Genomic DNA, 21,551 nt, shown 5'->3' on the forward strand with positions numbered 1-21,551 from the left:
GCCGTAGAGCCGTATAGGAGCCCCTCCTCATGACCGTCTTCTTCATCGGGGCCGGCCCCGGCGCCGCCGACCTGATCACCGTGCGCGGGCAGCGGCGGCTGGCGAGCAGTCCGGTCTGCCTGTACGCGGGCAGCCTGGTACCGCGCGAGCTGCTCGCCGAGTGCCCGCCGGACGCCCGGCTGGTCGACACCGCCCAGCTCAACCTGGACGAGATCATCGCGGAGCTGGTCCGCGCCCACGAGGCCGGCCAGGATGTCGCCCGCCTGCACTCCGGCGACCCGTCCGTGTTCAGCGCCGTCGCCGAGCAGATGCGACGCCTGGACGCGGCCGGGGTGCCGTACGAGGTGGTCCCGGGCGTACCGGCCTTCGCGGCGGCCGCGGCGGCGCTCAAGCGCGAACTGACGGTGCCGACCGTCGGCCAGACGGTCATCCTGACCCGGATCGCCAAGCGCGCCACCCCGATGCCCGAGGGCGAGGACCTGGCGACGCTCGGGCGCAGCGGCGCGCTGCTGGTGCTGCACCTGGCCGCCGGGTACGTGGACGACGTGGTCGAGCAGCTGTTGCCGCACTACGGCGCCGACTGCCCGGCGGCCGTGGTCGCGATGGCCAGCCGCCCGGACGAGCTGGTGCTGCGCGGCACGCTCGCGGACATCGCCGGGCAGCTGAAGGCCTCGGGCGTGGTGCGGACGGCCGTCATCCTGGTCGGCCGGACGCTGGGCGCCGAGCAGTTCCGCGACAGCCACCTCTACTCCGCGGAGCGCGAGCGCCCGCACGAGGCGTGCGGCGCGTGACGCCCGGCCCCGCGCCCGGGGGCGCGCACCGGCACGTCCTGATCCTCGGCGGCACCACCGAGGCCCGCCGCCTCGCCGCCGAACTGTGCGCCGACCCCGGGCTGCGGGTCACCAGCTCCCTCGCCGGGCGGGTGGCCGAGCCCCGGCTGCCCGCCGGCGAGGTCCGGATCGGCGGCTTCGGCGGCCCGTCCGGGCTTGCCGCCTGGCTGCGCGCGCAGCACGTGGACGCGCTGATCGACGCCACCCACCCGTTCGCCGAGATCATGTCGCGCAACGCCGCCCAGGCCGCGGCGGAGACCGGCGTACCGCTGCTGGCGCTGCGCCGTCCCGGCTGGCGGGCAGTGGAGGGCGACCGCTGGCACCCGGTCGGCTCACTGGCCGAGGCGGCCGACGCGCTGCCCGCCCTCGGCCGCCGGATCTTCCTCACCACCGGCCGCCAGGGCCTGGCCGCCTTCGCGCACCTGGACGAGCTGCGGTTCCTGGTCCGCTCGGTCGACGCCCCGGACGCGCCGATGCCCCGCCACACCGCGATCCTGCTCGACCGCGGCCCCTTCACCCTGGCCGGCGAACGCGAGATCCTGCGCGAGCACCGGATCGACGTCCTGGTCACCAAGGACAGCGGCGCGGCGGCCACGGCCCCCAAGCTCACCGCAGCCCGCGAACTCGACCTCCCGGTCGTCATCGTCACCCGCCCGCCGTCCCCACCGGGCGTCCCCCGGGCCGAGGACGTCCCCGCCGCCATCCGCTGGCTCGCCGGCACACCGAGCCGCTAGCCGGGCGGGGCGCCGGCTCCGGGGGTCCCGGGGGCGGGCCCGTCAGGCGGTGCTCGACGGCGTCGCGTCCTCGCCGGGGAGGCGGAGGTCCCAGCCGACCAGGGCACGGAGCTGTTCGGCGGTGACGCCCTCCGGGATGGGGCTGGGTGCGTCGTGGCGGAAGGGCGGCTGCCAGCCCTCGTCGGGCGTCCAGCTGCGGACGATCCTGGCGGGGGCGCCGGCGACCACGCTGTGGTCGGGGACCTCGCCGCGGACGACCGAGCCGGCGGCGACCACCACGTTGCGCCCCAGCCGGGCACCGGGCAGGATCACCGCGCCGGTGCCGATCCAGCTGCCCGCGCCGATCTCGACCGGCTCGTTGCGCGGCCACTGCTTGCCGATCGGCAGGTCCGTCGCCCGGTACTCGTGGGCCTGGTCGGATATGTAGACGCCGGGGCCCGTCCAGACGTCGTCGCCGAGCACGATCGACTGGTGCCCGACGATGTGGCTGTCCCGGCCGATCACGCAGCCCCCGCCGATCCGCACGATCGGCTCCGGGCCGAGGTCCAGGCCCGGCAGGAAGCCCGCGCTGATGGTGACGCGCTCGCCGATGATCGAGAACGGGCCGATGGTGATCCACTGCTCGTTGAAGACGGCGCCCAGCGGGAAGGCCAGCTTCGTCCCGTCCCCCAGCTCGCCGAAGCGGTACGGGCCGGGGTTGTCGTTGGACACCGCGCCCGCCCGCTGCACCCACTGCCAGCCCCGGTGCACCAGGCGCCCGGTGGCGCGGCGGCCGCCGGATCGGACGGCGGAGAGCAGGGAACGGGTGATCGACATGCCGCCACGTTACCGGCCCGTACCCGAGGGTCGGAGGCCGAGGGGGCCAACGTCACACCGCTGCCGCGAGGCCTTGCCGGACTCGTGCCCATGAGGATCACCGAGCACATCGACGTCCTTCGCCGCGAGGGCGGCCTGCTCGCCGAGCCGCCTCCGCGGCCGACCTGGCCGAGCGGGTGCACAGGGAGGGCGACAGCGCGCTGCTCGACCTGTGGCGGGAGACGGCCACGGTCCGCTGGAGCTGACGCCCACGGGCCCGGGCAGCCGCCGGCGCCCCGGCGTCGGGCGCCCGGGCCCGCCGGCGTCACTTCGGCCGAGGCACCCGGCCTCACACGCCGAGGCCCGCAGGGCTCACTTCGCCCAGGGAGCCGGGCGGCGCTCCAGGAACGCCCGCATCCCCTCCTGCGCCTGCGGCGAGCCGAACAACCGGGCCGACAGCGCGACGAGCTCGTCCGCGTCCCGCTCGAAGGAGCGCACCACCTCGGTGTTGGACAGCCGCTTCGACTCGGCCAGCCCCTGCGGAGCGCCGAGCCGGACGGCGTCCAGCAGCGACTTCAGCGCGCCGTCCACGTCCTCGGCCGCCTCGGTGATCAGGCCGATCCGGGCCGCCTCGGCCGCGTCGAAGGTCTCGCCGGTCAGGTAGTAGCGGGAGGCCGCGCGCGGGTCGAGCTTGGGGCGCAGCGGCAGCGAGATGACGGCGGGAGCCAGGCCGAGGCGGACCTCGGTGAACGCGAAGGTCGAGGCTGGCCCCGCGATGGCGAGGTCGGCCGCGCCGACCAGCCCGAGGCCGCCGGCCCGGACGTGGCCGCTGATCACGGCGATCACCGGCTTGGGGCAGTCCACGATCGCCCGCTGGAGGTCCACCAGCCCGCGCGGGCCGACGGTCGGGTCGCTGCCGGTGGCCTCGGAGAGGTCCGCGCCGGCGCAGAACACCTTGCCGGTGTGCCCGAGCACCACCGCCCGTACGTCCGGGTCGGCGGCCGCACCGGCCAGCCCGGCGGTCAGCTCGGCCATCAGCCGGGTGGAGAGCGCGTTGCGGTTGTGCGGCGAGTCGAGTTCCAGGGTGGTGACCGCGTCGGCGGTGGTGACGCGGACGAAGGGTACTTCGCGGGTCATCGGGGGTGGCCTGCTTTCCGGCTGAGGGTGGGTCGGATTGCCTGGGAGGACTCTGGCACGACCGGCCGCCCCGAAACCAGATCCCCTCGCGAAATCCGCTGGCCGCCGGCCTCCTCACCAGGGCAGTATCGGCGTCCATGACCACCGACCGCCTGCTCCTGCTCGCCCCCCGGATCAACGACACCGGGCTTCAGCTGCTCACCGCCGCCCGCCGCCGGGGGATGCGCGCGCAGACGGCCACGGCCTGGCGGCTGCCCGAGGAGCTGCGCGAGGTACGGCCCGCCCACCTGTACGGCGGTCCGCTGTTCGCCGACGCGGTCGGCCGAGGGCTGGGGATCGCCGCGCTGGAGCCGGCCGAGGACTGGCTCGTCCGGCTCCCCCGCGAGCTGACCCGTCGCACCGTCGAGCTCACCACGCTGGCCGAGGCGCGCCGCCTGCGCCGCCCCGCCTTCCTCAAACCACCGGCGGACAAGCTCTTCCCGGCCCGGATCTACCCGGACGGCACCGGCCTGCCGGGGCCCGACGCGCTGGACGACGACACCCTGGTGCAGATCAGCGACATCGTGGCGTTCCGCCGCGAGTACCGCCTCTTCGTCCTGGACGGCGCCGTGCACACCGCGAGCCGGTACCTGGTCGACGGGCAGCTGAACGTCGCGCCGCTGGCGGAGGACCCGTACCGCGCCGAGGTGCACGCCTTCGCCGCACAGGTGCTGGCCGCCTGCGCGGGGACGCTGCCGAGCGCGGTGGTGGTGGACGTCGGGCTGCTGGACGGAGACGGTGCCGGCGGCGGCCCCGGGGCGTGGTGTGTGGTGGAGGCCAACATGGCCTGGGCGAGCGGCGGCTACGGCTGCGACCCGGACCGGGTGCTGGACGTGGTGCTGCGCGCGGCAGGCCCGCTGGCCGACCTCGCCCCGGCGGACGAGCCCTTCTGCCGGGCACTGGCGACCGTCGTCGGCTGACGGCGGCGAGGCACGGCGCGGTGGCCGCGGACGGGCGCGGCCGGGGACGGGGACGGGGACGGGCAGACCCGGGGCAGACCCCGGCTGCGGCCGGCTCAGGCCGCCGACGCCGTGGCCACCGCCGTCGGCGCGGTGCCCGCGTCCCGGCGTTCCGCCCAGCGCACCACGGGCGCCATCGCCAGGCCCGCAGCCGCGAACACGGCCCCCAGCAACGCCCAGCCCAGCAGGCCGTTGCCGATCACGGCGGTGGTGACCAGCGCCGGGCCCAGCATCAGCGCGGCCGAACTGCCCGCGTTGAAGACACCCTGGTAGGCCCCGTGGGCGCCCTCGCCCGCGAGGTCGTAGCTCAGCGCCCAGCCACCGGCCTGGCTGAGCACCTCGCCGAACCCCTGCAACGCCACCCCGCCCAGCACCACGGCGGCGGCCGCGACCGGCGGCAGACCGTGGGCCAGGCCGATCACCAGGGCCGAGCCGGCCACCAGCAGCCCACCGCGCCGGCAGGCCCGGGCCGCCAGCGCCCGCTGCTCGGTGCCCCGGGTGGCCCGGACCTGGAGGCAGACCACCAGGACGGTGTTGACGATCAGCGTCCCCGCGACCACGATCCGCGGCGCCCGGGTCTCGTGGATGATCCAGAGCGGCACGCCGACCTCCAGCATGCCGAACTGCAGGCACAGCACCGAGTTGAGCACCGTCACCGCGAGGAAGGGCGCGTTGCGCAGCGCGGGGTTGCGGCGCCGCCCGGACCGCTGCCCGGCGCCGGCCTCCGCAACGGGGCGGCCGGGCGTGGGAACACGGGCGTACAGCACCGCGACCACCGCGAAGGAGAGCGCGTCGAGCAGGATCGTCGTCAGGTACGCGGGCCGGGAGTCCAACTGGAGGGCGATCGAGGCGAGGGCGGTGCCGAGGCAGAGCCCGACATTGGTGACCACCCGCAGGTACGCCCGGCCGGCCACCCGGCGGTCCGCCGGGAGCACCTCGGCGTAGAGCGCGTTGCGCACGGCGGAGGAACCCCGGTCGACGGCGGTCACCGCGCAGGCCAGCAGGACGAACGCCAGGTAGTCGCGGACCAGGACGTAGCCGACGGTGCCCACCGCCTCCAGGGTGACCAGGACGACCAGCACGGGCTTGGTACCGAAGCGGTCGGCGAGCCGCCCGGCGGGGACACTCGCCGCCACCCCGCACACGCCGGCGGCCGTCAGGCCGATGCCGAGCTGGGCGGCCGTCAGGCCGAGGACGCGGGTGAAGAACAGCACGCTGACGGCCAGTGAGAGCCCGTTGCCGACACAGTTGATCAGCGTCAGCGAGGCCAGCCGCCGGACCACCGGGTCCGGGTGCAGCAGCCGTGCCGGGCCGCGGGCCGGCGTCGCCGGCGGATCGACGGCAGAGGCTGCGGGGGCCACAGGGGCGGCAGGGACCTCGGGGACGGCGGACAGGGAGCGGGCGGAGCCTTCGGCAGGCGGCTTGGTCATACGGCGATCCCACCGCGCTCCGCCCCTGAGCAGTAGTGATTTAGGCTCTGCCTAAAGACAAGGGAGCACGAATTGCACCGGTTCCGGCTCGCCCTGGCGGACCTCGCCTCCGCCTCCTTCGCCTACTCCCCGCTCCAGGAGACCGTCCTCAGCCTGCGGATGTGGACCCACCCGGGCGTCTACGTCTGGCAGACCCCCGGCTTCGAGCGGCTGCGCCCGGCCTTCGAACGACTCGACAGCGCCCTGCTGCGCGCGCTGATCGCCTCCAACCGCTGGGTGCCCGACTTCCTGACGCCGCGCCCGCTCAGCCCGGCGCCGGACTTCCGCTCCGAGCTGGCCCTCGTCCGCGCCCTGCCACCGGAGCGACTGCGCACCGAGCTGGAGCAGACCTTCCTGCCGCACGACCGGACACTGCCCGCGCCGCTCGCCGCCGGCCTGGCCGATCCCGCCCGGCTGCTGACCCGGATCGCCGACGCCATCGAGGAGTACTGGGAGTGCTGCCTGGCACCCGAGTGGTGGCCGCAGGCGAGGACGGTCCTGGAGGCGGACCTGGTCTACCGCTCCCGGGTGCTGGCCCAGCACGGGGCCGCCGCACTGTTCGCCGAACTCGACGGCCGGCTGGACTGGCAGGACGGAGTGCTGGCGATCCGCCGCCGGTGGTCCGCGACGGACGGCGACGTCACGGTGGACGGCCGGGGCCTGGTCTTCGTCCCGACGTTCTTCGCCCGGGGCGCCATCACCTCGATCAGCGACGAGCACCCGCCCATGATCAGCTACCCGGCCCGCGGCCAGGCCGTCATGGCCGGTGCGCCGGCCGGCCCCCCGCCGCCGCGCTCGCTGGCACTGCTGCTGGGCGCGCCGAAGGCCCGCCTGCTGGCGCTGCTCGCCGAACCGGCCTCCACCACGGAGCTGGCCGTACGGCTGGGCGTGACGCCCGGGGCCGTCAGTCAGCACCTCTCGGTGCTCCTGGCGACCCGCCTGGTCACCCGCGCCCGCCACGGCCGGTCCGTCCTGTACGCCCGCAGCCCGCTCGGCGACGGCCTGGCCGACGGGTAGCGGGCCAAGCGGACGGCCAGGCCGCGTCCGCGCGAGGCTCGGCCGGACCAGGCCCGGGCCCGACCCCGCCGCCCCACCCGCTACCCCGCTCGCACCCGCTACCGCGAGGCGACCGCCGCCAGCTTGCGGGCCGCGCGGTACTGCCGCAGCACCTGGGCGAACGTGGTGTGCCCCTGCGTCGTGCGGGCGAACGCCCGCCAGGCCGGGCCGACCAGGCAGACCGCCGCGTGGAAGAGGTGCGGGCGGCGCTCGAAGGCGGCCAGCATCTGCTTGCCCGCCCGCATCTCCACGCCCAGCCCGGCCTTGATCGCGAACGCGTAGTTCAGCGCCTGGCGCCGCACCTCCGTCGTGCCACTCGCCTCGGCGATCTGCACCGCCCACTCGCCCGCCAGCCGCCCCGAGCGCAGCGCGTACGAGATGCCCTCGCGCGTCCAAGGCTCCAGCAGCCCGGCGGCGTCCCCGGCGACCAGCACCCGCCCGCGGGAGAGCGGCGAGTCCTCGGCCCGGCAGCGCGTCAGGTGCCCGGACTCCACGCTGGGGGTGAAGCCGGACAGTCCGAGCCGGCGGACGTAGTCGGCGAGGTACTGCTTGGTCCGCTCACCGTCGCCGCGGGCCGAGATCACCCCGACCGTCAGGCTGCTGTCCTCGGTCTTGGGGAACACCCACCCGTACGAGCCGGGCAGCGGCCCCCAGTCGAGGTGGATGCGTCCGGCCCAGGCCGCCGCGACGCCCGGCGGCACCGGGATCTCGGCCTCCAGGCCGAGGTCGATCTGGTCGAAGGAGACGCCGACATAGCGGCCGATCCGGCTGGCGCTGCCGTCCGCGCCGACGACCGCGCGGGCCTCGAAGCTGCGCCCGTCGGCGGCGGTGACGACCACCGTACGGTTCTCCCCGCCGCGCTGCTCGACGCCGCTGACGGTCACTCCGGTCACCAGGACGGCCCCGGCCTGCTTGGCGGCCTGCACCAGGCGGTGGTCGAACTCGTCCCGGTTGACCAGCCCGAACAGCATGCGCTTCGATCGCCGGGTGCGGGTGAAGCGGCCGTTGTAGGCGAAGGTGACGGCCCGTACGCGGTCCTGCAACGGCAGTTGGAAGTCCGGTGGCAGGCTGTCGCGCGAGGGGCCGATGATGCCGCCGCCGCAGGTCTTGTAGCGGGGGTGTTCGGCCTTGTCGAGCAGGAGCACGCGCCGGCCCTGCGCGGCGGCGGCGTACGCGGCCGAGGACCCGGCCGGCCCGGCGCCGACCACGACCACGTCCCAGATGCCGTCGAGCTGTTCGGGCCCGGGCAGTTCTGCACCGAGCGGGCTGCGGGAAACGGAGCTACCGGAGTCTGTCACGTCGAGCAATCCTATGCTCCGACCGGCCGTCGCGCTGTCCCGCCGCCGCCGCCGACAGCGGCGAATTCGCCGGAACGCCCCCGGAGCACCGCCGGGAGGCCGGGCGCGAAGGATGCGTCAGGGGCGGCCGCAGCGCGCGGACGCCGTCCGGCGCGCCCCCGCAGCGCACCTGACGGGACGACAGCTCAGGCTGCCGCGGCTACACGGCGACGTGCTCGGCCTGCTCCGCACCGGCGAACCCGGCCCGCCCGGTGTCACCGCGGGCGGCGCGCCGCTGCCACAGCCGCGCGGCCGTCGCGTACGCCACCGCGCCGACCGTGAGTCCGGCGCCGGCTCCGAAGCAGACCTCGGCGATCAACCCGCGCTCACCACGCGCCAACCGGTGGGCGACTCCCGCGGCGCCCGCCGCGCCGAGCACCGCCAGGCCTGCGGCCCGCAGCCCCCCGGGCAGCTCGAACGACGGCCGGACCGGCTCCGCGCGGCGCGCCTCGCGGACGGTGTACCGGGCCAGGCAGCCGAGCGCGAGCGCCGAACTCCCGTACTGCAGCACGGTGTACAGCGGCAGCCCGGCCACCCGCTCACCGAGCACCGGCAACAGGGTGACGCCGGCCCGGCCCTCGTGGGTGAAGGAGTCCCAGCCGAGGTGGGTGGCCGCACCCACCGCCGCCGAGGCGGCGAACCAGAGCGCCCGGCGCGCGCCGCGGTCCTTCCCCGAGGCGGCGGTCATACCCTCGGCGGCGGCCGCCCATCGCGGCGGCAGCAATGCGACCAGCGGGCCGCGCAGCCAGCCGTGCCAGCCGCCCACCAGCGCACCGGCGATCGCCACGTCCACCGTGGCCGCCGCCCACCAGCGGTGCGTCAGCCCGCCGTGCCCGTACAGGCCCGGCAGCAGCGAGTCGGCGAAGAAGGGCACGTCGGGCGCCATCGACCCGGCGACCAGGCCGGAGGCGACCAGCGGGCCGTGCGCCCCGGCCCGGCGCAGCAGGGGCAGGACGGCGGCGGGGTGGCTGAGCGTGAACGGCATGACGCCCATCCTGCCCCATCGGTACCCGCCGGTCCCGGGCCCGGCGGCCCGTGATAGGAAGATCGAATGGCTGATCGCTACCGCTACCGGATCCAGGACGGGCCGGGCGACCTCACCCTGATCTGGCAGCTCGCCGAGTCGGGCGTCGCCGACACCGTCGCGGTGGACGAGCACGGCCGCCTGCTGGCCTTCGCGGACGAGCAGGCGCTGAGCGCGTACTGCCGCACGGCCGGCTGGGAGCCGCTCCACGAGGCGGCGAGCACCCTCGATCTCGCCGCGGTACGGCGGTGGGTCCGGCAGCCCGGCCTGGACCTGGACGCGCACCGCGGCCGGCTGCTGGACGCCTGGAACCTCTTCGAGGACCTGGAGCGCAGCCTGCCCGGCGGCCCCGGGCTTCCGCCGCAGTACGCCGCCCATGACGGCGCCTACCGCCGGCTCTTCGACGGCGAGCAGTGGAGCGCCGCGGACGAAGCGGCCGCCCGCAGCATCCTGCGGGCCGGCCTCGACCTCTGGGACCACGCCGTCGCCACCGCCACCGCGACGACCACCGTCGCGGCCCCGCGCCCGTAGCCCCTCGGCCCCACCCGTAGCCCGCCCACCCCGCGGCACTCCGCCGGTCGCCCCGCTCGCCTGCCGCCGCGCACGCTCGCCCGTCAGGCCGCGTCGACCGCGCCCGTCAGGCCCTGCGCCGCCGGGAGCCCGGCCTCCAGGTACCGCAGCTCGCCGCGCCGCCTGGCCTCCAGCGCCGCGGCCAGGCGGCGGAACCGCCCGGGTGAGAGCAGGCCCGCCGCGTCCTCCAACGTGACGAAGCGCCAGCCGCGCAGCTCCTCCAGCTGCAACCGCAGGCCCTTGCGCGCCGCGGCGTCCAGCAGCCCACCGTCGTAGACCAGCCGCAGGCCGCCCCGGCGAGGTCCGGTTCTCGGCTCCCAGTCGACGGCGAGCAGACGCAGCGCCGACGCGTCCAGGCCCAGGCCGAGCTCCTCGGCCGCCTCCCGGACGGCCGCGTCGGTCGGCGCCTCCCCGCGCTCCACCACGCCGCCGGGGAACTCCCAGGCGGGCTTGTAGACCGGGTCGACCAGCAGGACCCGGCCCTGCTCGTCGAAGAGCAGCACGGCCGCGGCGACGGTGTCACCGGTCGCGTCGACGCTCTGCACGATCGGGCAGCGGGCAGCGCCGTTCCTGACCAGCTCGGCGAGCCGCTGGGCGGTCTGGCGCGGGGTCAGGGCGCCGGTGTCGAGCAGCTGGGCGTCACGGCTGAGCCAGCGGTGGGCGGCGCGGTAGCGCGGCAGGTGGTCCAGACACCACTCGCGGACCCTGGCGCTGCGCTCGGGCTCGCCCGGATACTCGTCCCGGCCGCGGATCCGCTCCCGCAGGATCGTTTCCGCAGGGTCCAGTACGAAGTGGTGCACGGCCAGCCCGCGGGCGGCCAGTGCCCCGAAGATCTCGTCGCGGTAGTCCTCCCGCAGCAGCGTCAGCGGTACCAGCAGCGGCCCCTCCACCTCGCTGAGCAACGCGGCGGCCACCTCCGGTACCAGCCGGCGCCAGGACGGCAGGTCCTGGAAGTCCGACACCGCCGCCAGCCGGTCGGCGGGCAGCACCCGGCTCAACCCGTAGCCGACCAGCTCCGGGTCGTACACCATGCTCCCGGGCAGCAGTTCGACCAGCTCGCGGCAGGCACTCGTCTTGCCCGCCCCGAATGTGCCATTGACCCAGACGATCACAACGTCCCCTGCCTTCGGCTCCCCCGGTGGCGATCGCACCGGGCGGCGCCGCCGCATCAGCGCGACCGCACCACCCGAGGTGGTACCCGCACCGTGCCCGTCCCCATACCTGGCCCGCCGACCCCGGCGCCCGCACCGCACCCGCCCCGTGACACCGGCATGTGCACCCCGCCCCAGCCCACCGGAAGCCGCCCCACCCGACTCCCCACTCCACCCCCACCGCCCCAGAAGTCGACTCACCCGACTTCCCGGCCCGCCCCCAGCACCTCGGAGCCCACACCAGAGTCGACCCGCCCGACTTCCCGCTCCACCCCGTCTCAGGGGTGCTGTGACCAGAGGGCGGCGGCGGCCGCGCCGACCAGGCCGGCGTCGGTGCCCAGCTGGGCGGGGCGGATCTCCAGGTCCCGGACGAAGGAGAGGGTGGCGTACTGGCGGAGCCACGTGCGCAGGGGGCCGAAGAGCAGCTCGCCGGACTGCGCCACACCGCCGCCGATGACGGCGACCTCCAGCTCCACCAGGGTCGCCGTGGCCGCGATGCCGGCTGCCAGCGCCCGGGCCGCGCGGTCGAAGGCCGCCAGCGCGACGGGGTCCCCGGCCCGGGCCGATGCGGCGACGTCGGCCGCCGTCCCGGCGCCGGCGCCGGCGCCGGGGCGCCAGCCGGACTCCCGCGCCCAACGGGCGATGGCGGTGCCGCTCGCGATGCCCTCCAGGCAGCCCCGCCCGCCGCACGGGCACGGCTCGCCGTCGAAGTCGACGCTGATGTGCCCGAGGTGGCCGGCGTTGCCGCTCGGCCCCGGGTAGAGCTCGCCGCCGAGGACCAGGCCGCCGCCCACGCCGGTGGAGACCACCAGGCAGAGCGCATTGCCGTGCCCGCGCGCGGCGCCCTGCCAGTACTCGGCGGCAGTCATCGCCACGCCGTCGCCGGTCAGCACCACCGGAAGCCCTGGAGCCAGCTCGGACACCCGCGCGACCAGCGGGAAGTCCCGCCAGCCCGCGATGTTCACCGGGCTGACCAGCCCCCGGACGGCGGCCACCGGGCCGGCGCTGCCCAGCCCGACCCGCTCGACGCGCGCCCACTCCGGTGCGCCTCGCAACTGCGCCAGCACCTCGGCCACGGCGGCGAAGACCTGCTCGCCGGGCTCCCGGGCCGGGGTCGGGCGCTGGATCCGCCGCAGCGGCACGCCGTCCTCGGCGCCGACCAGCGCCCCCGCGATCTTCGTCCCGCCGATGTCGATGGCGGCCACCATGGCCTGTCCGCTGCTCACACCCCGAAACCCTACTCCCGCCCCATCGGCCGACTCCCCGTCAGCCGTGCGGCCGAAACCGCACGGCACCGAACCCGGTGGCCCCGGCCACGACAGGCTGTCGTGGCCGGGGCCACCGGAGGGCTCAGGAGGTCAACGGCTCACGGGCGCCCCATGTGGGTCGGGTAGTAGCCGCTGCTGAGAGTGGAGATCCGGATGTTGGTGCCGGGCCGGGCCGCCTCCACGTACTGGTTCCCACCGAGGTAGATCGCCACGTGGTGGATGCCCCGGGCGCTCCCGTCGTCGGACCAGAACAGCAGGTCACCGCGCTGGAGCTGGCTCGACTTGACCGGGGTGGTGGCGTCGTACTGGTCGTTGGCGACGCGCGGGAGCTCGATGCCGGCCCGGCGGAACGCCTGCTGGACCAGGCCCGAGCAGTCGTACCCGTTGGGGCCGTTGCCCGCCGTCACGAAGGGCTTGCCCAGCTGGGCGAGCGCGAAGGCGACTGCCACCTCCCGGTCACCGCTGTCCCCGGAGGGCGCGTCGGCCGCGTCGGAGGACGCCCCGGACGACCCGGAGGACGTGCCCGTGGACGAGCCGCCGGAGGCACCACCCGTGCGCTGGAGGTAGATGTCCTCGTGGGTGGTCCAGCGCCACTCGCCCTTGCTGTTCTTGAACCAGTACCGCGAACCGTCCCACCCCTGCGTGATGCCACCGGACGCGGTGTTGGTCACCGCCGGCGTGGACGCGCCGCTGGAGCTACCGCCGGTGCGCTGGAGGTAGACGTCCTCGTGCGTGGTCCAGCGCCACTCGCCCTTGCTGTTCCTGAACCAGTACCGCGAACCGTCCCACCCCTGCGTGATGCCACCGGACGAGGCGGATGCCGCGGGGGTGGCGGAGGCGGTGGTCGCGCCGCCCGTCCGCTCCTGGTAGACGCTCAGGTGGGTGGTCCAGCGCCACTCGCCGCTGTTGTTCTGGAACCAGTACCGCGAACCGTCCCAGCCGGCGTGGCTGGGCGCGGTCTCCGCGCCGGCACTCGTGACGCTCGTGCCCAGCCCGATCACGCCCGCGCCGACCGCGATCACGGCCGCCAGACCTATGCTGCGGCAGACCCGGCCGGTACGGGACGGGCGGGCGGGCAGCGCTCGCGCAGCGGTGGCGGTGGACTCGTTCGGGGCGGTGGTGGAGGCGCCGGGAGCGCCGGCGTTGACGGAGTTCATCTCTGTGCTGTCCTTTCGCGCGCCGGGCCTGGTGGCCACGACGGCTCTGCGATGGTTTGGCTGTCCCGGGGGGCGGCGCGCCTCGGCCTCCGGCCACAGGGCCGGAAACCGCAGTGCTCTGGGTTCCCGTCGCATCGGTGCGGTGGCCGGGGAGCGGCCGGTGGCACCTCTGACGACCCGGGATATTCAGTTCCGGATGTCACGTTAGGCACGCACTCGGGCACGGCGCGTGGTGGAGTCCGCCAATGGGAGGAGCACCCTCGGTGAGCGGCAGTCAGCTGACGGCACCGAGGTTCGAGACTCCGTCAGAACAGCCGGAGAACGGCCGGGCAACGGCCGGCCAACGGCCCGCAGAACGGTGGGCGCACGGAGAGGCAGGTCAGGGGCGGGGACGAAGGTGGACACGCCCGGGATGTCGGCGGGCGGAATGTGACGGATCCCCAGCCATCGGGGCGAAGGCCCGACCAGGTGCCCGCCGACCTCTCCTACCGGTCCGTCAGGCCGAGCCGGGAGCAGCGGGCCGGCCGCCGCCCGGGTGACCGGAGGCGCCCGCGGCCTGCTCCTGGACCAGCTGCTTCTTCAGCACCTTGCCCATCGCGTTCCTCGGCAGCTCCGGGACCAGCACCACCCGGCGGGGCCGCTTGTGGGCGGAGAGCCGCTCGGCGACGAATGCGGTGAGCTGGTCCCCCGTCACGGCGCCGTCCGGGATCACGTACGCGACCACGGCCTGGCCGAGGTCGTCGTCCGGGGCGCCGACCACGGCGGCGTCTGCCACCGCCGGGTGGTCCCGCAGCGCGGCCTCGACCTCGCCCGCGCCGATCCGGTAGCCGCCGCTCTTGATCAGGTCGACGGAGGCGCGTCCGACGATCCGGTGGAAGCCGTCCGCGCCGATCACCGCGACGTCGCCGGTACGGAACCAGCCGTCGGCCGTCCAGGACTCGGCGTCGGCGTCCGGCCGGTTGAGGTACCCGGCGAACAGCGTCGGCCCGGTGACCTGGAGCTCGCCGACCGTCTCGCCGTCCGCGGGCACCGACGAGCCGTCCTCGGCGACCAGCCGGGTCCGTACGCCCTCCAGCGGCAGGCCGACGCTGCCGGGGCGGCGCTCGCCGTCCGCCCGGGTGCTGACGGTGATCAGCGACTCGGTCATCCCGTACCGCTCGATCGGCGCGTGGCCGGTGAGCTGCGCGAGCCGGCGGAAGACGGGTACGGGCAGCGGGGCGCTGCCGGAGACCAGCAGGCGGGCCGTGCTCAGCCGCCTGGCGGACGACTCGTCGGCGGCCACGCGGGACCAGACGGTCGGGACGCCGAAGTACAGGCTCCCGCCCGCCCGCGCGTAGCCGGCGGGCGTGGGGCGCCCGGTGTGCACCAGGCGGCTGCCGGTCCGCAGCGCGCCGAGCACGCCGAGCACCAAACCGTGGACGTGGAAGAGCGGCAGTCCGTGTACCAGGGTGTCCTCGGCGGTCCACTGCCAGGCCTGCGCGAGTGCGTCGAGGTCGGCGGCGACGGCGGCGCGCTGGAGGACGGCGCCCTTGGGCGCACCGGTGGTGCCGGAGGTGTAGAGGATGAACGCGGTGGCCGCGGGGTCCGGTTCGGCGTAGCTCGTGGCGGACCGCTGCGCGACGTCGACCGGCAGCGCCTCGATACCGGGTGCCGAGCCGATTCCACCGGCCGAGCCGATGCCGCCGGCCGGCCCCGCACCGCCACCGGCCAGGACACCACCCGCCCGAACCCCCTCCGGCGGGGTCTCGCCCACGCCGAGGGCCAGCAGCGCGGCGCCGGAGTCGCGCAGGATGTGTTCGCGCTCCTTGGGCCCCGAGTCCGGCGGCAGCGGCACCACAGGTACACCGGCCAGCAGAGCGCCGACGACGGCCACGACGGTCTGCACGGTGGGCCGGGCGAGCACCGCGAGCGCGGGGGCGCCAGCGACCCGGTCGGCGACCGCCGTCGCCGCGCCCAGCAGCTCTTCGCGCGAGAGCGCGGTGCCGTCGATCCGCAGTGCGTCGCCGTCGTCGCCGAATCCGCCCTGAAGCGCCGTCAACAGGCTCATGTGCCCTCCACCTCGGTCCTGCGGCCCTCTCGTGCGGCCGACTCTACGGTGCCGCGTGCGGCAGCCCCCGCGCGCCCCGCGCGCCCCACGCGCGCCGTCCTGCCCACGCTCCCCGCGCCGCGGAACGCCGAAGGGTGCGGCGCCCCGGCGGGCACCGCACCCTTCGAAACCGACCCGGGTCAGCCCTTGCGGGACTTGACCTCGGCGGTCAGCTGCGGCAGGACGGTGAAGAGGTCACCGACCACGCCGTAGTCCACCAGCTCGAAGATCGGGGCCTCGGGGTCCTTGTTGACGGCCACGATGGTCTTCGAGGTCTGCATGCCGGCCCGGTGCTGGATCGCGCCGGAGATGCCCGCCGCGACGTACAGCTGCGGCGAGACCTGCTTGCCGGTCTGGCCGACCTGGTTGCTGTGCGGGTACCAGCCGGCGTCCACCGCGGCACGCGAGGCGCCGACGGCCGCACCGAGCGCGTCCGCGAGCTCCTCGACGACGCCGAAGCCCTCGGCGGCACCGACGCCACGGCCGCCGGAGACGACGATCGCGGCCTCGGTCAGCTCCGGGCGGCCGGAGGAGACGCGCGCGGTGCGGGCGACGACCTTCGCGGCGTTGCCGGTGAAGGCGACGGTGACGTTCTCCACGGCGCCGGCGGCCGGGGCGGCCTCCGGAGCAGCGGAGTTCGGCTTGACGGTGATGACCGGGGTGCCGTGCGACACCTTGGACTTCACCTGGAAGGACGCGGCGAACACCGACTGGGTGGCGACCGGACCGCCGTCGCCGGCCTCCAGGTCGACGGCGTCGGTGATGATGCCGGAGCCGAGGCGCAGCGCCACGCGGGCCGCGACCTCCTTGCCCTCACCCGAAGAGGTGACGAGCACCGCGGCGGCGTCGGCGGCCTTGGCGATCTGGGCCAGCGCGTCGACCTTGGGGACGACCAGCTGGTCGGCGAACTCGGCGCCGTCGGCGACGTACACCTTGGCGGCGCCGAACTCGGCGGCCTTGGCGGCGATGTCGGCGGCGGCGGAACCGGCACCGAGGACGACCGCCGAGGGCTCGCCGATACGGCGGGCCAGGGTCAGCAGTTCGAGGGCCGGCTTGCGGACCACACCGTCGGCGTGGTCGACGAGGACGAGAATCTCACCCATTGCTCAATGTCTCCTGTTGCTCCTGACTGCCCTTCGAAGGCAGTCACCACGTCGAACGGGTCAGATGAACTTCTGCTCGGCGAGGTAGCCGGCGAGCGCCTTGCCACCCTCGCCCTCGTCCTTGACGATCGTGCCGGCGGTGCGGGCCGGGCGGGCTGCGACGACCTCGACGGCCGTCCAGGCGCCGGCCAGGCCGACCTCGTCCGCCTCGATGCCCAGGTCGTCCAGGTCGTACTCCTGAACGGGCTTCTTCTTGGCGGCCATGATGCCCTTGAAGGACGGGTAGCGAGCCTCACCCGACTGGTCGGTGACCGAGATCACCGCGGGGAGCTCGGCCTCCAGCTGCTCGGTGGCGGCGTCACCGTCCCGGCGGCCCTTGACGGTGGTGCCCTCGACGGTGACCTCGGAGAGCAGGGTGACCTGCGGGACACCCAGGCGCTCGGCCAGCAGGGCCGGCAGCACACCCATGGTGCCGTCGGTCGAGGCCATACCGCCGACGACCAGGTCGAACCCGGTCTTCTCCAGCGCCTTGGCGATGATCGCCGAGGTGCCGATGACGTCGGTGCCGTGGATGTCGTCGTCGTTGACGTGGACAGCCTTGTCGGCGCCCATCGACAGCGCCTTGCGCAGGGCGTCCTTGGCGTCGTCCGGGCCGACGGTCAGGACGGTCACCTCGGCGTCGCCGTGCGCCTCGGCGATCCGGAGCGCCTGCTCCACGCCGTACTCGTCCAGCTCCGACAGCAGGCCGTCGACGGCCTCCCGGTCGGTGGTGTGGTCGTCCGCGAAGCGACGGTCACCGGTCGCGTCGGGCACGTACTTCACACAGACAACGATCCTCAAGCTCACGGCCTGTCTCCTGTACTGGTCTCGTCCGGCGGCTGCGGCTGTGCAAGTGGGCGCGAACACGCCACGCGCCTCACTCCGGGCAGCGTATTTCCCGTGCCCGTCCGGAACTTCCTGGCAGCATACTCGCCAGTAGCTTAGCCGTCACTACTGGCCAGTAGCTTAGCGCTGCCGGACCCCGGCCGAGCGCCCCGAGTACGTCCTGAGCACCGGAAAACACCGGGCGGGACGAGCTGCGGGACGGCTGCACTGCCGTCTGCGCCCATCCTGCCCCAGGCCGGGCCCAACACCACCTGACTGGGCGGCACATCCGCTGTGAGATTCACCGGTCTTGACAAGGTGACCTTGCCGGGCGGTCCCCTCGACGCACGGTCAGCGCACCCCTGCGGACGGGCACCGACCGGCACCCGCCTCACACCGGAACCGCACCGACCGGGCCGCCGGGCGACGTCCGGCTACGGCCCGGCCGCGAGTGGCGGGGCCGGCTCAGACAGCCGCACCCAGCGCCGCGATCACGTCCGCACGACGGGGCTGGCCCGCCGCCCGGCGCACCACCCGGCCGCCCGCGTCCAACACCAGCACCGTCGGCGTCCGCAGGATCTCCAGCCGGCGGACCAGCTCCAACCGCTCCTCCGCGTCGATCTCCACGTGCGCGACGCCGTCCACCATTCCCGCGACCTCCGCCAGCACCCGGCGGGTCGCCCGGCAGGGCTGGCAGAAGGCGGTGGAGAACTGCACCAGCGTCGCCCGCTCCCCCAGCCCCGCGCCCAGCTCCGCCGCCGACAGCCGCTCCGACCCGTCCTTCGCCCGCACCCGCAGCCTCCCGTCCCGCCGGGCCCGCAGCAGGCCGAACGCGCTCGCCAGCGCGAGCACCACGACACACACCACCAGACCGGTCATCGCTCCAGTGTGCGCCACCGACTCACCCGCTCGACCGGCCGGGCGCCGCGGGCGTACGATCGCCGCGTGAACGCCGTCCGAGCCGCGCAGCAGCCGCTCACCACCCGCCGGGTGGTCGACCTGTGCCGGGCCACCGCATCGCGCTGTCGCTGACCCGCCTCCGCCGTCAGCCAGCCCGCGCCCGCCCATCGGACCTCACCATGCAGATCGACCCACGCGGCCCGCGCTTCGCCGCCGCCCTGTCCACCCTCGTCCTGGCCACCGTACTGATCACCGGCAGCTGGCCGCTGCTCGCCGCCCAGGCCGCCGTCTTCGCCCTCGGCGCCTTTGCCGGACCGCGCCACTCCCCGTACGGCCTCCTGTACGCCACCCTGGTCCGCCCGCGGCTCGGGCCGCCCCGCGAGACGGAGGACGCCCGCCCGCCGCGGTTCGCCCAGGCCGTCGGCCTCGCCTTTGCCGCCGTCGGCACGGCCGGCTACCTGGCCGGCCCCGAGTGGCTCGGCCGGGGCGCCACGGCCCTGGCGCTCGCCGCGGCCTTCCTGAACGCCGCGTTCGGCTACTGCCTGGGCTGCGAGCTCTACCTGCTGCTCCGCCGGACCCAGCGGCGCCTCCGCGCCTCGGCCGGCTGACCCGCCCAGGACACGGGCGGGAGGTGCGCTGCGGCCGCGGCGGGGGGAGGCCGGCCGTACCCGGCGGACCTCCCGCGCCGGATTCGCCCCCGCGGCCCCGGCCACGTGACAGCAGGCACTCGTTCGGGGGATCATCTCGGTGTATCACCCGTGACCGCCGCGGCGTGCCGCGCCTCCGGTCGGCCCCACGCGCGCGGCCCCGGGTACCGCCGGACCGGGCGCCAGGCCCGTTGAAGTAAGGGCTGACCGTGGCAGAGTTCGTGTACCCGCCGGTGATCCGCACCGCGCTGACCGTCTTCCGCGCGCTCGACGTGCGCATCAAGATCGTGGGCGCCGAGAACATCCCCGCCCAGGGCGGTGCGGTGCTGGTGAGCAATCACATCAGCTACCTGGACTTCCTCTTCGCCGGCCTGGGCGCTTTCAAGGGCGGCAAGCGCAAGACCCGCTTCATGGCCAAGGACGACGTGTTCAAGCACGGCGTCTCCGGCCCGCTGATGCGCGGCATGAAGCACATCCCGGTCGACCGCACGGACGGCCAGCCCGCGTACGACGCCGCGGTGGCCGCGCTGCGCGCCGGCGAGGTCGTCGGGGTGTTCCCCGAGGCGACCATCAGCCGCTCCTTCATGCTGAAGAAGTTCAAGACCGGCGCCGCCCGGATGGCCGCCGACTCCGGCGCCCCGCTGCTGCCGGTCATCCTCTGGGGCACCCAGCAGCTGTGGACCAAGGGCCGGCCCAAGACCCTGACCAAGCGCCACGTCCCCGTCACCATCGTGATCGGCGAGCCGATCGAGCTGGCCCCCGGTGACAAGCCCGTGATGGTCACGCGCCGGCTGCGCGCCGCCATGAGCGAGATGCTCGACCGCGCCCAGCGCGAGTACCCCGTCACCCCCGCCGGGCCGCACGACACCTGGTGGCAGCCCGCCCACCTCGGCGGCACCGCGCCCACCCTGGAGGTCGCCGAGGCCGAGGACGAGGCGGAGGCCCAGCGCCGGGCGGAGAAGAAGAAGTAGCCGACGGCGGACCGGCGGGGTCGCTCTCCGCCCCGGGGCGGATGGCGACCCCTCGGGCTTCCCCGCCGCCGTCCGCACCCCAGTCCGTACACACGGTGTGTCACCGATTCACACCACGGCGTGCCGTGTCCTGCCGGCCGCCCGAGCCCCGATCTGGCACAGTGACAGCTCCCTTTCGCGGGGGGACCTCGTCCTGAAATCGGAGGCGGACATGAGCGGCAGCAGGCTGTCGTACACGGCGGCGGCAGGCGCGCTGGTCGTCGGAACTCTCCTCACCGGCTGCGCCAACGAGCGCATCACCGAGCTCGACTTATCACCGGACACGCCGGCCGCGCAGGCCGCGCTGACCACCGCCGCACCTGACGCCGCCGCGGCGCCGTCCATCGCGCCCGGGCCGCCGGTGCAAAACGGCCTGATCGCCGCCCGGGCCTATGTGGACCAGACGCGCCAGAGCAGCGCCATCTTCACCCTCCCCGCGGACGGGAGCACGATCCACCAGCTCACGCAGCCGCCGGGACTCGCCCGCGACGACCACCCCGACTGGTCACCGGACGCCACCTCGATCGTCTTCGACCGCGCCACCCCAGACAGCCCCTCCCGGATCTGGAGCGTCGACGCGGCGGGCAGCAGCGCCCACCAGCTGCCCCAGCTGTGCCAGGCGGGCGCCGCGGACTGCCTCAACGAGGACGAGCGGGAGCCCTCGTACTCCCCCGACGGCAAGATGATCGCGCTCAGCCGCCAGTGGGGCACGATCGACCCGCAGTCCAACCAGATCCAGTACTCCGACGTGTTCCTGATGAACTCCGACGGCACCAACGCCCAGCGGCTGACCTTCCTGACCAACGACAAGCCGTACTCGGGTCACGTCGGCAACCCGAGCTGGTCGCCGGACGGCAAGCGGCTCGCGTTCGAGTACCGCACCAGCGCCACCGCCAACCCGGCGAACGGCACCGCGATCTTCGTCATCAACGCGGACGGCACCGGCCTCCAGCAGCTGACCCCCTGGGACCTGCGCGCGGGCGACCGCCCCGGCTGGTCCCCGGACGGCACCCGCATCCTCTTCACCACGTATCCGGCTGGCCCCGAATTCACCCCCGGCGGCGGGATCTACACCGTCCACCCCGACGGCAGCACGATCACCGCGCTCACCCCGGCCCCCTCGGACATCTTCTACGGGGTCGCGTCGTTCTCCCCCGACGGCCAGTCCATCGTCTACGCGCAGTCCCGCCCGGGCGGCAGCGCCGATCTCTACACGATGAAGGCCGACGGCACCGCAGCCACCCAGGTCGTCACGAGCTCCGACCACTGGGTGAGCCGCGCCGACTGGGCGCCGGCGGTCGGATCCTGAGCCCCCGGAGAGGCATTCCGGAGTTCCCCTTTGCCGGAGATCCTCCCGGAAACGCAGAGAACCCCCACCCGGAATCGGGTGGGGGTTCTCTGTGAATGATTGTTCG

Annotated in this window: 20 protein-coding genes; 8 read left to right on the plus strand and 12 right to left on the minus strand. The window is 74.9% G+C overall.

What is annotated here, in order from left to right; translation table 11 throughout:
* The first annotated feature begins 29 nt into the window (after positions 1 to 29).
* Both cobM and ACIBH3_RS20315 read left to right on the plus strand, forming a co-directional pair.
* Positions 30 to 791, plus strand: a complete 762-nt coding sequence (cobM, locus tag ACIBH3_RS20310; protein ID WP_396313390.1) for a precorrin-4 C(11)-methyltransferase — start codon at positions 30 to 32, stop codon at positions 789 to 791.
* The gene (locus tag ACIBH3_RS20315; RefSeq protein WP_396313391.1) at positions 788 to 1,564 is read left to right on the plus strand and encodes a cobalt-precorrin-6A reductase; all 777 of its coding nucleotides are present in this window, start codon (positions 788 to 790) and stop codon (positions 1,562 to 1,564) included. The genes cobM and ACIBH3_RS20315 overlap by 4 nt, the downstream gene beginning before the upstream one ends.
* A 42-nt stretch (positions 1,565 to 1,606) precedes the next feature.
* On the opposite strand, the gene ACIBH3_RS20320 is transcribed toward ACIBH3_RS20315, so the two are convergent.
* Positions 1,607 to 2,380, minus strand: coding sequence for an acyltransferase (locus ACIBH3_RS20320; protein ID WP_396313392.1), 774 nt, complete (start codon positions 2,378 to 2,380; stop codon positions 1,607 to 1,609).
* 351 nt (positions 2,381 to 2,731) lie between these two features.
* A complete protein-coding gene (locus ACIBH3_RS20325) occupies positions 2,732 to 3,496 on the minus strand; it encodes an enoyl-CoA hydratase family protein (RefSeq protein ID WP_396313393.1) in 765 nt (254 codons plus the stop codon).
* Positions 3,497 to 3,633: 137 nt separating this feature from the next.
* Between ACIBH3_RS20325 and ACIBH3_RS20330 the strand changes: the two genes are divergently transcribed.
* A complete protein-coding gene (locus ACIBH3_RS20330; protein WP_396313394.1) occupies positions 3,634 to 4,455 on the plus strand; it encodes an ATP-grasp domain-containing protein in 822 nt (273 codons plus the stop codon).
* Positions 4,456 to 4,550: 95 nt separating this feature from the next.
* Here the strand turns inward: ACIBH3_RS20330 and ACIBH3_RS20335 are convergent, their stop codons facing one another.
* Complete coding sequence (locus ACIBH3_RS20335; protein ID WP_396313395.1) at positions 4,551 to 5,924, minus strand: MFS transporter; 1,374 nt, start codon at positions 5,922 to 5,924, stop codon at positions 4,551 to 4,553.
* Between the two features lie 72 nt (positions 5,925 to 5,996).
* On the opposite strand from ACIBH3_RS20335, the gene ACIBH3_RS20340 reads away from it, so the two are divergent.
* The gene (locus ACIBH3_RS20340; protein ID WP_396313396.1) at positions 5,997 to 6,980 is read left to right on the plus strand and encodes an ArsR family transcriptional regulator; all 984 of its coding nucleotides are present in this window, start codon (positions 5,997 to 5,999) and stop codon (positions 6,978 to 6,980) included.
* A 98-nt stretch (positions 6,981 to 7,078) separates the two neighbouring features.
* On the opposite strand, the gene ACIBH3_RS20345 is transcribed toward ACIBH3_RS20340, so the two are convergent.
* Positions 7,079 to 8,317, minus strand: coding sequence for a geranylgeranyl reductase family protein (locus tag ACIBH3_RS20345; protein WP_396313397.1), 1,239 nt, complete (start codon positions 8,315 to 8,317; stop codon positions 7,079 to 7,081).
* Between the two features lie 199 nt (positions 8,318 to 8,516).
* On the minus strand, positions 8,517 to 9,341 hold the full coding sequence (locus ACIBH3_RS20350) for a DUF4184 family protein (RefSeq protein WP_396313398.1): 825 nt from the start codon (positions 9,339 to 9,341) through the stop codon (positions 8,517 to 8,519).
* A gap of 66 nt (positions 9,342 to 9,407) precedes the next feature.
* On the opposite strand from ACIBH3_RS20350, the gene ACIBH3_RS20355 reads away from it, so the two are divergent.
* The gene (locus ACIBH3_RS20355) at positions 9,408 to 9,911 is read left to right on the plus strand and encodes a hypothetical protein (protein WP_396313399.1); all 504 of its coding nucleotides are present in this window, start codon (positions 9,408 to 9,410) and stop codon (positions 9,909 to 9,911) included.
* Positions 9,912 to 9,994: 83 nt separating this feature from the next.
* Here the strand turns inward: ACIBH3_RS20355 and ACIBH3_RS20360 are convergent, their stop codons facing one another.
* The 7 genes from ACIBH3_RS20360 to ACIBH3_RS20390 all read right to left on the minus strand — a co-directional run bounded on the left by ACIBH3_RS20360 (position 9,995) and on the right by ACIBH3_RS20390 (position 18,458).
* Positions 9,995 to 11,062 (minus strand): NUDIX domain-containing protein, encoded by a 1,068-nt coding sequence (locus tag ACIBH3_RS20360; RefSeq protein WP_396313400.1) that lies wholly within the window; start codon positions 11,060 to 11,062, stop codon positions 9,995 to 9,997.
* Positions 11,063 to 11,379: 317 nt separating this feature from the next.
* Entirely contained in the window at positions 11,380 to 12,309 is a 930-nt protein-coding gene (locus ACIBH3_RS20365; protein WP_396313422.1) for an ROK family protein, read from the minus strand.
* Between the two features lie 158 nt (positions 12,310 to 12,467).
* Positions 12,468 to 13,526: a C40 family peptidase gene (locus ACIBH3_RS20370; protein WP_396313401.1), complete on the minus strand. Its 1,059-nt coding sequence runs from the start codon at positions 13,524 to 13,526 to the stop codon at positions 12,468 to 12,470.
* A 496-nt stretch (positions 13,527 to 14,022) separates the two neighbouring features.
* Complete coding sequence (locus ACIBH3_RS20375) at positions 14,023 to 15,573, minus strand: acyl-CoA synthetase (RefSeq protein WP_396313402.1); 1,551 nt, start codon at positions 15,571 to 15,573, stop codon at positions 14,023 to 14,025.
* Positions 15,574 to 15,752: 179 nt separating this feature from the next.
* Positions 15,753 to 16,715, minus strand: a complete 963-nt coding sequence (locus tag ACIBH3_RS20380) for an electron transfer flavoprotein subunit alpha/FixB family protein (RefSeq protein WP_396313403.1) — start codon at positions 16,713 to 16,715, stop codon at positions 15,753 to 15,755.
* Between the two features lie 60 nt (positions 16,716 to 16,775).
* Positions 16,776 to 17,561, minus strand: coding sequence for an electron transfer flavoprotein subunit beta/FixA family protein (locus ACIBH3_RS20385; protein WP_396313404.1), 786 nt, complete (start codon positions 17,559 to 17,561; stop codon positions 16,776 to 16,778).
* Positions 17,562 to 18,044: 483 nt separating this feature from the next.
* The gene (locus ACIBH3_RS20390; RefSeq protein WP_396313405.1) at positions 18,045 to 18,458 is read right to left on the minus strand and encodes a thioredoxin family protein; all 414 of its coding nucleotides are present in this window, start codon (positions 18,456 to 18,458) and stop codon (positions 18,045 to 18,047) included.
* 200 nt (positions 18,459 to 18,658) lie between these two features.
* Between ACIBH3_RS20390 and ACIBH3_RS20395 the strand changes: the two genes are divergently transcribed.
* The 3 genes from ACIBH3_RS20395 to ACIBH3_RS20405 all read left to right on the plus strand — a co-directional run bounded on the left by ACIBH3_RS20395 (position 18,659) and on the right by ACIBH3_RS20405 (position 21,445).
* Positions 18,659 to 19,087, plus strand: a complete 429-nt coding sequence (locus tag ACIBH3_RS20395; protein WP_396313406.1) for a DUF4395 domain-containing protein — start codon at positions 18,659 to 18,661, stop codon at positions 19,085 to 19,087.
* Positions 19,088 to 19,335: 248 nt separating this feature from the next.
* Positions 19,336 to 20,097 carry a lysophospholipid acyltransferase family protein gene (locus tag ACIBH3_RS20400; protein WP_396313407.1) on the plus strand — a complete coding sequence of 254 codons (762 nt, stop codon included), beginning with the start codon at positions 19,336 to 19,338 and terminating at the stop codon, positions 20,095 to 20,097.
* 211 nt (positions 20,098 to 20,308) lie between these two features.
* Complete coding sequence (locus ACIBH3_RS20405) at positions 20,309 to 21,445, plus strand: TolB family protein (protein WP_396313408.1); 1,137 nt, start codon at positions 20,309 to 20,311, stop codon at positions 21,443 to 21,445.
* Positions 21,446 to 21,551 lie beyond the last annotated feature (106 nt).

The organism is Kitasatospora sp. NPDC050543 (assembly GCF_044457565.1).
Taxonomy (GTDB): Bacteria; Actinomycetota; Actinomycetes; order Streptomycetales; family Streptomycetaceae; genus Kitasatospora.

Excerpts from the sequence above, each read along its gene's own strand:
- ACIBH3_RS20390 (WP_396313405.1), bottom strand. The coding sequence starts at position 18,458 with ATGACCGGTCTGGTGGTGTGTGTCGTGGTGCTCGCGCTGGCGAGCGCG.
- ACIBH3_RS20375 (WP_396313402.1), bottom strand. The coding sequence starts at position 15,573 with ATGAGCCTGTTGACGGCGCTTCAGGGCGGATTCGGCGACGACGGCGAC.
- ACIBH3_RS20370 (WP_396313401.1), bottom strand. The coding sequence starts at position 13,526 with ATGAACTCCGTCAACGCCGGCGCTCCCGGCGCCTCCACCACCGCCCCG.
- ACIBH3_RS20320 (WP_396313392.1), bottom strand. The coding sequence starts at position 2,380 with ATGTCGATCACCCGTTCCCTGCTCTCCGCCGTCCGATCCGGCGGCCGC.
- cobM (WP_396313390.1), top strand. The coding sequence starts at position 30 with ATGACCGTCTTCTTCATCGGGGCCGGCCCCGGCGCCGCCGACCTGATC.
- ACIBH3_RS20380 (WP_396313403.1), bottom strand. The coding sequence starts at position 16,715 with ATGGGTGAGATTCTCGTCCTCGTCGACCACGCCGACGGTGTGGTCCGC.
- ACIBH3_RS20405 (WP_396313408.1), top strand. The coding sequence starts at position 20,309 with ATGAGCGGCAGCAGGCTGTCGTACACGGCGGCGGCAGGCGCGCTGGTC.
- ACIBH3_RS20350 (WP_396313398.1), bottom strand. The coding sequence starts at position 9,341 with ATGCCGTTCACGCTCAGCCACCCCGCCGCCGTCCTGCCCCTGCTGCGC.
- ACIBH3_RS20395 (WP_396313406.1), top strand. The coding sequence starts at position 18,659 with ATGCAGATCGACCCACGCGGCCCGCGCTTCGCCGCCGCCCTGTCCACC.
- ACIBH3_RS20365 (WP_396313422.1), bottom strand. The coding sequence starts at position 12,309 with ATGGTGGCCGCCATCGACATCGGCGGGACGAAGATCGCGGGGGCGCTG.
- ACIBH3_RS20355 (WP_396313399.1), top strand. The coding sequence starts at position 9,408 with ATGGCTGATCGCTACCGCTACCGGATCCAGGACGGGCCGGGCGACCTC.
- ACIBH3_RS20330 (WP_396313394.1), top strand. The coding sequence starts at position 3,634 with ATGACCACCGACCGCCTGCTCCTGCTCGCCCCCCGGATCAACGACACC.
- ACIBH3_RS20325 (WP_396313393.1), bottom strand. The coding sequence starts at position 3,496 with ATGACCCGCGAAGTACCCTTCGTCCGCGTCACCACCGCCGACGCGGTC.
- ACIBH3_RS20335 (WP_396313395.1), bottom strand. The coding sequence starts at position 5,924 with ATGACCAAGCCGCCTGCCGAAGGCTCCGCCCGCTCCCTGTCCGCCGTC.